This window comes from Vibrio sp. OPT18 (genome assembly GCF_015163615.1).
Classification (GTDB): Bacteria; Pseudomonadota; Gammaproteobacteria; order Enterobacterales; family Vibrionaceae; genus Vibrio; species Vibrio coralliirubri.
This window is the reverse complement of the sequence record NZ_JADDYK010000051.1, coordinates 45,517-52,287: the sequence shown is the minus strand read 5'-3', so window position 1 is coordinate 52,287 and position 6,771 is coordinate 45,517. Positions and strand designations below refer to the sequence as shown.

5 protein-coding genes and 1 pseudogene are annotated in these 6,771 nt (G+C 44.4%); 4 read left to right on the top strand and 2 right to left on the bottom strand.

Annotated features, from left to right (window positions below):
- A partial coding sequence (locus IQQ51_RS27060) for an arginase family protein (protein WP_228012846.1) occupies positions 1-435 on the bottom strand: 435 nt, incomplete at its 3' end.
- Positions 435-2,342, bottom strand: coding sequence for an arginine decarboxylase (gene speA / locus IQQ51_RS12925; RefSeq protein ID WP_265584316.1), 1,908 nt, complete (start codon positions 2,340-2,342; stop codon positions 435-437). The genes speA and IQQ51_RS27060, both read right to left, overlap by 1 nt.
- 424 nt (positions 2,343-2,766) lie before the next feature.
- On the opposite strand from speA, the gene IQQ51_RS12920 reads away from it, so the two are divergent.
- From IQQ51_RS12920 to IQQ51_RS27055, 4 genes and pseudogenes are all read left to right on the top strand, one after another.
- Entirely contained in the window at positions 2,767-3,471 is a 705-nt protein-coding gene (locus tag IQQ51_RS12920) for a class I SAM-dependent DNA methyltransferase (RefSeq protein ID WP_050650674.1), read from the top strand.
- Between the two features lie 189 nt (positions 3,472-3,660).
- On the top strand, positions 3,661-5,097 hold the full coding sequence (locus IQQ51_RS12915) for a coniferyl aldehyde dehydrogenase (RefSeq protein WP_193841283.1): 1,437 nt from the start codon (positions 3,661-3,663) through the stop codon (positions 5,095-5,097).
- The gene (locus tag IQQ51_RS12910) at positions 5,094-5,672 is read left to right on the top strand and encodes a TetR/AcrR family transcriptional regulator (RefSeq protein ID WP_193841282.1); all 579 of its coding nucleotides are present in this window, start codon (positions 5,094-5,096) and stop codon (positions 5,670-5,672) included. The genes IQQ51_RS12915 and IQQ51_RS12910 overlap by 4 nt, the downstream gene beginning before the upstream one ends.
- A 480-nt stretch (positions 5,673-6,152) precedes the next feature.
- Positions 6,153-6,771: pseudogene (locus tag IQQ51_RS27055) on the top strand (ATP-binding cassette domain-containing protein); the annotation flags it as partial.

Below are 6,771 nucleotides of genomic sequence, written 5' to 3'. Positions count from 1 at the left end.
CAGAGCCATCTCACCGTACTTCTTGCCGTATGCTCTTAACAAAGGCAGTGTAATGAAGTGATCGCCACCTAAACCTAACAGAGTTTTACCACTATTTAGAATCGCATCAGCAGCCGCTTCTAAACGTTGAGTTAGATCTTCTGCATCACCACAATCAAACACAAGATCGCCAGCATCAATGACCGAGGTATGTTCAAATACATTGAAGTCCCAAGGGAATTTTTTACCTTCCCACGCCAAGTTCACAGAAGCACGGCGAATCGCATCCGGTCCCATACGCGCACCCGGACGACCAGACGTCGCCATATCTAACGGCGCGCCTAACACAACCACATCAGCATCGTTATCGATTGGGTTTTGCACCAATGGACGACGCATAAACGTCATCGCATTGGAATACAGCGAGTAATCTGGTTTCGTAAATAGATCGTTCATTAAAAATCCTCAAGATAGGTGTACCCCATCAAGCCTTGCTCTAACTCTTCAAGTACGCTTTGCTGCTCTTTCGCTGGTACTTTCGCCGTTACCAATTCTTTGTAGTTCTGACGAATTAGATCCATATCGATATGAACATAACGCATCATGTCTTCAACCGTGTCGCCTTCGTTGATGTAATCGATATTCGCTTCACCACTTTCATCAACGTTGACCACCACACTGTGCGTGTCACCAAATAGGTTATGCATATCACCCAAGATCTCTTGGTATGCGCCTACTAAGAAGAAGCCCATCAGGTAGGGTTCATCTGGGTTCCATACAGGAACTGGCAACGTTGTTTCAATGCCTTGACCGTCAACATACTGATCGATCGTACCATCAGAATCACATGTGATATCCAGTACTACCGCGCGTCGCTCATCCGCATTGTCCAAACCACTTAGAGGCAATACAGGGAACACCTGATCGATACCCCAAGCATCTGGCAACGATTGGAACAACGAGAAGTTCACGAAAAACTTATCAGCCAAACGCTCGCTCAACTCATCCAAAATAGGACGGTGGTAACGGTTCTTAGTACTCATACGAGAGCTAAGTTCATAGTTAATACGCAAAGACATCTGTTCTGCCCAAGCACGGTGCTGAAGGTTCAGCATGCCTGTCGCAAATTGGTTGTGTGCTTCTGCGATATCACTTTGCGTGTCGTTGTAGATCTCAATCAGCGCGCGGTCATCATTACCTGCATCTAACTCCAAGAAGTTCTTCCACATGTTGTTTAGCAACAGTGGTGCGTCAGCTTCTGGCGCCGCCATGTCTTCTGGTGAGTAGCTTTCTGTACCGATCACGTTAGTAACAAGCACAGCGTGATGCGCAGTCAACGAACGACCAGATTCCGAAATAATCACAGGCTGTGGTTGATTGTAGAGTTTACAAATATCCCCTACTGTCATCACGATGTTGCGAGCGTACTCAAGCAAGCCGTAGTTCATTGAGTTTGAAGATTGGCTGCGTGTGCCGTCGTAATCGACCGCCAAACCGCCACCAACATCTAGGAACTTCAGTTGAGCACCAATGTCACGCAGTTCACAGTAAAAACGAGCCGCTTCACTCACACCATTTCGCACATCACGAATATTCGCCATTTGCGAGCCAAGGTGGAAATGCACTAGCTCTAGAACATCCAGTTGATCTTCTGCTTTCAAGCGTTCAATAACGGTCAATACTTGTGATGCAGACAAACCGAATTTCGACTTCTCACCACCACTTGCTTGCCATTTACCTGCACCTTGAGATGCAAGACGAATGCGTAAACCTAAACGAGGTTTCACGCCAAGCGCTTTTGCTTCAGAAAGGACAAGATCAAGCTCTGATAACTTCTCTAAAACGATGAATACTTTGTGGCCTAGCTTTTCGCCAATAAGCGCAAGGCGGATGTATTCTCTGTCTTTATAACCATTACACACGATCACTGAGCTCGCTTTTTGAGCCAGCGCCAATACCGCTAATAGTTCAGGTTTACTGCCCGCCTCTAAACCTAGTTGCTTCTGCTCTAATTGAGCTTGGCTTGCTAAGATCTCGTCAACCACTTCTTTCTGTTGGTTAACTTTAATCGGGTAAACAAGTAGGTAACGGTTATCGTACTGATATTCGTCGATCGCTTGGTTGAATGCGTTACAGATATTGTGCACACGTTGATGCACTATTTGAGGAAAACGCACAAGAGCAGGCAAACCAAGATTTCGCTGCTCTAACTGTTTTACGATCTGACTTAGCGGAACTTGATGATCGGTTTCGCTCGGTGAAACATACACCTCACCGTTATCATCAATTCCATAAAAACCTTGGCTCCAGTGCTTTACATTATACTCAGCACGGATGCGTTCCAAATTAACCGAATTTTCCAATTCTAGAGACCTCACACTATAGGGCCATCGACAGAAGATACCTCTTTGGAATAGCGAGGTATAACCCAACAAAAAGCGTTCAAAAACGATTTGTTGGCTGCATTAACCGATATTATTAAGAGCGAGTCCAACCATTGATATTTGTGGTGACGATTACGTTTTTTTATCGACAGATCGACTTAAAGTGACAGGTAAGGAATTACAAGGTTTTAGGGTAAAAAACAGGCTGAAGAGCATTAAATATAAAGCAATTTCTCACATTAAATTAGGGAGAAAAAATGTGCAGGAACCATAAGATTTTTAGTAAATTGAGTGAGGTTAAGTCAGAGTTGTGACAAATATAAGCACTTCACTATCACAACTCTCGCTATCACCAACACAGCTTGTATCCTGTTATTCCAAGCCTATTGATGAGTGTTAAATCATGTCCGAAATGTACACCACCTATGCAAAGCAATACGACTCTGCTGCTCGCGATAATATTTATAATGCCCTATTAGAACGCCCATCAACCATAGCCTTACTTGATGATGTGAATGGGCTCGACATTGTCGACCTTGGTTGTGGATCAGGTATTTACGCGCAATGGTTTATTGACCAAGGTGCAAACAAAGTGACTTGTACGGATCTGTCTCAAGATATGGTCGACTTAGTTAACGCTAAGCAAATCCCAAATGTGACTGCTTACGCGCAAGATGCCGCACTTGGTTTACCTAAAGAAGCTGATAACAGCGCTGATGTCATCGTGTGCCCATTAGTACTGCATTACATTGAAGATCTAAAACCTGTCTTTGATGACATTTATCGCGTTCTAAAACCGGGCGGCTACATCGTGTTTTCCACTCACCACCCATTTGCGGATTTCGAGTGCACCCTTTCAGGTAACTACTTTGAGCGCGAATTCATTCAAGAAGAGTGGAACACGGTCGGCACACCCGTTCAGGTAAGCTTCTACCGCCGTTCATTAACCGAGCTTTGCCAAGCTGTCAGCCAATCTGGTTTGCTGATTTCACAAATCACTGAAGGGACAATCGACGAGAAGGCCAAGGCCATCTCTGAAGAAACGTACGAGCGCCTATCGAAAAACGTTAACTTCATCTTTATGCGTTGTGAAAAAGTGTCTGCCTAGCCCGCAAGTAAATCGCGTGTGTCTTTGATTGCGTCAAAGGCACTTTTTATCTTCCTAACCATCTCAACTCAGCACCCGCTCAACTGAACAAAAAATAAACTTTTCTCGTCCATACCTTGTATTCGATTCGATCTTCTTGTAATTTCAACTGACCAACCAATCGGTCAGCCTTCGAATTTAGGGGATACTATGAGCCATAATCTAGACCTTGAACCAAACACGTCGAGCACCAACGACATGGATCAAATGTTCAACCGACAAAAAGATCACTACCGCAATAATGTTAATCCTACGCTTGAGCAGAGAAGAGAAAACCTCTCAGTACTAAAAGCGTTGTTAATACGTTATCAAGAGCAATTGATTGAGGCAGTATCTGAAGATTATGGCCATCGAGCAAAGCACGACAGCTTGATTGCTGATATCACCCCTTCTCTTCACCAGATCAATTACAGCGTGAAGAACCTTAAGAAGTGGTTGAAGCCATCGCGCCGCAAAGCTGGTTTGATGCTAACGCCAGCAAAGATCACGGTTCATTATCAACCTGTGGGCGTTGTGGGCATCATTGTTCCATGGAACTTCCCAGTCATGCTCTCTTTAGGGCCTCTGATCACAGCGTTAGCAGCGGGCAACACGGCGATGCTTAAGATGTCGGAGTTTACTCCAGCGACCAACCGAGTTTTAAAAGCGATGTTGGCCGAAGGCTTTAGTGAAAATCAGGTCGCTATTATCGAAGGCGAAGCTGACGTTTCCGCTAAATTTAGCCAACTGCCGTTTGACCATATCCTTTTCACAGGTTCAACCGCTGTGGGTAAACACGTTATGAGGGCAGCGGCTAACAACTTAACGCCAGTAACTTTGGAATTAGGCGGCAAATCTCCAACCATCATTGCCCCTGACTTTGATGTGGCGGACGCTGTTGAACGTATCCTGTTTGCCAAGAGCTTAAACGCTGGCCAAATATGTGTAGCGCCTGATTACATCTTATTGCCGCGAGAAAAAACGGATGAGTTCATCACAGCCTATAAGCGTTATTTCAAGAAGCTTTATAAAGCAGGTATTGAGAGCAAAGACTTAACCTCAGTGATCAACATGCGCCAATACAATCGCTTGAAAGGTGTCATTGAAGACGCACAAGCCAAAGGCGCGGTTATTCACACGGTAACCGAACAAGCACAGGACGATGTAAACCACAGAATGACGCCGCACCTTCTCACCGAAGTGAACGATGAGATGCTCGCGATGCAAGAAGAGCTGTTTGGTCCTGTTTTGCCTATCGTGCCTTATGATACCATCGAAGAAGCAATCAACTACATCACAGCAAGAGAACGCCCACTGGCTCTGTACCTAATGAGCCATAATAAAGAAACCCAAGACAAGTTTTTATCAGACACGCACTCTGGCGGCGTGTGTATTAATGATTCTTTGGTGCATGTGGCTGCAGAAGACGCGCCATTCGGTGGCATCGGCCCTTCAGGCATGGGACACTATCACGGCATTGAGGGCTTCAAGACCTTTAGCCATGCCAAAACCGTTCTAAGCAGAGGAAAAATCAACTTCACCAAGTTAATGCATCCTCCTTACAACAACCCAATCAAGAAACTGATGTTCAAAGTACTCAATAGATGATCACCAAAAGACAAAAAATCCTAGATGCTGCACTCCTGCTCTTCTCTCAACAAGGGCTAGAGGGCACATCTACCGGACAAATAGCGAAAACAGCCGGCGTGGCAAAAGCGACGTTGTTTCACCACTTCGAGAACAAATCTCTATTGATTGATGAGCTGTTTCGCGAGCTGAAGCTAGAGCTATTCTCGACCCTTCAACCGCACACTTATGTGGCAGTAGAAGATCGCTATCAAGCCTTTAAGTTCATGTGGATCACAGGAATTGAATGGGCATTAGAGAATCCGGTTGCGATGAAGTTCTTTACCAATGTTCATTTCGACCCAACGACTCAAACTCGAGAAGTGATTGTTTCACAGATGTTCGCATCGCTAGACGAGATCATTTTGAAAGGGCAACAAGATGGTGAATTGATGGTGTTGGACATTAACCTTGTTAGACACTTCATCCATAGCCACTTTCTGATTTGTGCAAACTGGCTGATTGAACAAAGCGAGTCTCCACCAGAGCAAACATCGAAGTACATCAACGATAGTTTTGATATGTGTTGGCGAGCTGTCGGCGGACAAAACCTGTAATTTGCACATTATTTGAAGCTCTTGCTTTCAAAGAACACTCTAAAGCTCCTCATAGTTATATAGGCGCTTTAATTATTTGGATACATTTTAATCACATCACCATATTGACTTTAAGCACCTTCTTTCAGTACCATCCCACCATCATTTCAAAAGAGAATAACGCCATAATGAAGTACTAACATCCTGACATCCGATTTATTTTTATAAAAATCATTTGGACACTCGGGGTTAGTAGGCGTTACTTCGTCATCTATTTTCGCGACAAATCAAGCTCTTAAAGATCCGTTTTTTGACAAGCTACATCTTTAAGCTCAGCACCTTAAAGACAGAAATCAGATCAGCACTCTATTTCCTATCTTTGATTGGTACGCTACCTAAGTAACGTCTTTGGCGATCTATACATAGAATTCTGTGTAGGGTTCTATATAGAAAAAGCGCCTCACCCCTTTTACTCGTTTACACGTAAAGGGAGGTATTTCTATGCCTACTATATTAGCCAATAATCTCTCATTCCAACTCGATACTGGTGAGTGGTTATTCAAAGAGATCACCTTTAATTTGAGCACTCGCCTCACCGGCCTAGTCGGAAGAAATGGGGCTGGAAAATCATTGTTGCTTTCATTGCTCGTTGGACAAATACAGCCCACAACAGGTAGTGTTTCGCGCCAAGGTTCAATCGGCTTTTACTCTCAGTTACCATCAAAGCTACTGGATGCCAACATCACCATCGCTGACTTCTTAGGGCTCACCGAAAAGTTGGAAGCATTAAGCGCCATAGAACAAGGTAGCTGTGAATTGCAGCACTTCAATATCATTGGCGATGATTGGGATCTAGAGACACGTACCCAGCAGTTGCTAGGTGCATTAAAGATCACTCGTGATTTGAACACGCCCTGTTGCTCTTTGAGTGGTGGACAACTCGCCTTGCTACAGCTTCATCAGCTGTTCGTATCAAATAACGACATACTGATCCTCGATGAGCCTTCGAACCATTTGGATAACGATGGACGCAATTGGCTACTAGAACAATGCCAGTTGTTTGAAGGTAAGGTACTTGTCGTCAGCCATGATCGAAGCTTAATGAGACAAATGGAGGGGA